The organism is Mycobacterium sp. (genome assembly GCF_049673265.1).
Lineage (GTDB): Bacteria > Actinomycetota > Actinomycetes > Mycobacteriales > Mycobacteriaceae > Mycobacterium.
Genome location: NZ_JBATXN010000463.1, coordinates 1 through 2,117, shown reverse-complemented (window position 1 = coordinate 2,117; position 2,117 = coordinate 1). Strand labels below are relative to the sequence as shown.

2 protein-coding genes and 2 pseudogenes are annotated in these 2,117 nt (G+C 64.7%); 2 read left to right on the top strand and 2 right to left on the bottom strand.

All coding sequences use genetic code 11. The annotated features are described in order from the left end of the window. A pseudogene (locus tag WBF82_RS16190) lies at positions 1-222 on the top strand (3-hydroxyacyl-CoA dehydrogenase); the annotation flags it as partial. A gap of 108 nt (positions 223-330) precedes the next feature. Here the strand turns inward: WBF82_RS16190 and WBF82_RS16185 are convergent. After that, positions 331-951 carry a class I SAM-dependent methyltransferase gene (locus tag WBF82_RS16185; protein ID WP_424383998.1) on the bottom strand — a complete coding sequence of 207 codons (621 nt, stop codon included), beginning with the start codon at positions 949-951 and terminating at the stop codon, positions 331-333. 82 nt (positions 952-1,033) lie between these two features. Here WBF82_RS16185 and WBF82_RS16180 point away from each other — a divergent pair, with 82 nt between their 5' ends. After that, a complete protein-coding gene (locus WBF82_RS16180; protein ID WP_424383997.1) occupies positions 1,034-2,023 on the top strand; it encodes an LLM class F420-dependent oxidoreductase in 990 nt (329 codons plus the stop codon). Here the strand turns inward: WBF82_RS16180 and WBF82_RS16175 are convergent. Next, positions 2,020-2,117, bottom strand: a pseudogene (locus tag WBF82_RS16175) (putative quinol monooxygenase); the annotation flags it as partial. The gene WBF82_RS16180 and the pseudogene WBF82_RS16175 sit on opposite strands and share 4 nt — an antisense overlap.

The window sequence follows — 2,117 nt, the reverse complement described above, 5'->3', positions numbered from 1 at the left end:
ACCCAGAAGTGCCTTGATGAAACCGTGTTGACGTCGACCGCCGACGCCAACATCGGCTCGATCATGGGCATCGGCTTCCCGCCGTGGACCGGCGGCAGCGCCCAGTACATCGTCGGCTACCAGGGCGCGACAGGTACGGGCAAGGAAGCCTTTGTCGCGCGGGCCCGCGAGCTTGCGGCCAAGTACGGCGACCGGTTCCTGCCCCCGGACTCGCTGACCTAAGCGCGGCGCTAGAGCCGTCGCGAAAGCCCCGGAGGCGCAATGCTTCAGGGGCTTTCGTGCCCGAGACTTCAACCACTGCGACGCGGCGCGGCGTGTCGTCGCAACTGGTTAAGTGTCGCGGCGCTGGAAGAGGTAGTACCGCGTCGGGGTTTTCTCCGCGTCGAGCTCCTGCTCTTCGCCAGTGGACAGCAGTGTCCAGCCGGATGCGAACCGCCGTTCCATTTCGGCGCGGTCGATGCCGCGCACGCCGAATCGCCCGCCAGGGATGAACGCCACGATGAGCAGCCGCGCGCCGGGTGCGGCCACTGCGCTGACCTCGCGGACATAGGAGTCGCGGTCGTCGTCGTTCATGTTGTGCAGGCAGCCATTGTCGACAATGAGCTGAAAAGGTCCGCTGAGTCCGGTCTGACGCAACTGCCTGACGTCAGCCTGGACGAAGTTGACGTTTTCGGCGCCCGCCTTGGCCCGCGCCTTCTCCAGCGCCGTAGGCACGAAGTCCACGGCCGTGACCTGCCAGCCCTGCTTGGCCAGATAGATGGAGGTGTCGCCGGTACCGCAACCCAGTTCGAGTGCGGCGCCGGGCGGTAGTGCGGGTGAACCGTTAGAATCGTTGTCTTCGACCAGGTTTCGCAGACTCTGCGCCAGCGGGTGGCCCTCCCACGGCGTGAACCCAAGCCGGTAGAACAGCCGGAACAGGGTGTGCTTGGAGCCAAGAAGGTCAAGTTTCATGCCGGCTATGTTGCCAAACGTCGGTAGTAGTCAGGCACCCGCATCGAGTCGTGCATGTGGGCGGGCCCTAGAGTCCGAAGCTATGCAATTCGGACTTTTCATTCCGCAAGGTTGGCGGATGGATCTGGTTGGAATCGAACCCGCCAAGCACTGGGCGGTGATGCGCGACCTGGCCGCCCACGCCGACGCCGGTGCGTGGGATTCGCTGTGGGTCTACGACCACTTTCACACCGTGCCGATGCCGACTGGCGAAGCCACTCACGAGGCGTGGTCGCTGATGTCGGCCTACGCGGCGACGACGTCGCGGATCAAGCTCGGCCAGATGTGCACGGCGATGAGCTACCGCAATCCGGTCTATCTGGCCAAGGTGGCGGCCACCGCCGACATCATCTCGGGCGGGCGTGTCCAGATGGGTATCGGTGGTGGTTGGTACGAACACGAATGGCGTGCTTACGGTTACGGGTTCCCACCGGCCGGAGTACGGCTGGGCCGGTTGGATGAAGGCGTGCAGATCATGCGCGACGCCTGGCGCGACGGCAAGGTCAGCCTCGCCGGTAAACACTACCAGGCCGACGGGGCGATCGTTGCTCCGAAGCCGTTGCAGGACAGCGGGATTCCGCTATGGGTCGCCGGCGGTGGCGAGAAGGTGACTTTGCGTATCGCTGCGAAATACGCGCAGTACACTAACTTCACGCCGGAGCCTGCGGGATTTGCCCACAAGTCCGAGGTGCTTGCCGGGCATTGCCGCGACGTGGGCACCGACTTCGACACGATCGTGCGCTCGGTCAACGTCAACGCCGTCATCGGTGCCTCCGAGGCCGAGGTCAAAGACCGGCTGCAGCGCATCCGCGATCGGTTGGTCGGCTACATCCCGGAAGCCGCCGCGGACGGAATGATCGGGGGGACAACAGGGCCCGAGTCGGCAACCGGTACCGCAGAACAGGTTATCGAGCGGCTGCAGCATCTGCGCAGCCTGGGCTGCGAGTACGCCATCTGTTACTTCCCGGAGGCCGCCTATGACCGGTCCAGCATCGAGCGATTCGAACAAGAAGTGATTCCCGCGCTGAGCTAGACGTCGCTGGTGGTGTACCGCGTCTTGACCGGAGGTGCGGCCAACAGGGGAGGGAGCTGCGTCAGCTTGCCTTCGCCGGCGCGAAACCTGCGGT

Bases quoted from the DNA above. Each gene is read 5' to 3' on its own strand.
- WBF82_RS16180 (WP_424383997.1), top strand. From the start codon at position 1,034: ATGCAATTCGGACTTTTCATTCCGCAAGGTTGGCGGATGGATCTGGTT.
- WBF82_RS16185 (WP_424383998.1), bottom strand. From the start codon at position 951: ATGAAACTTGACCTTCTTGGCTCCAAGCACACCCTGTTCCGGCTGTTC.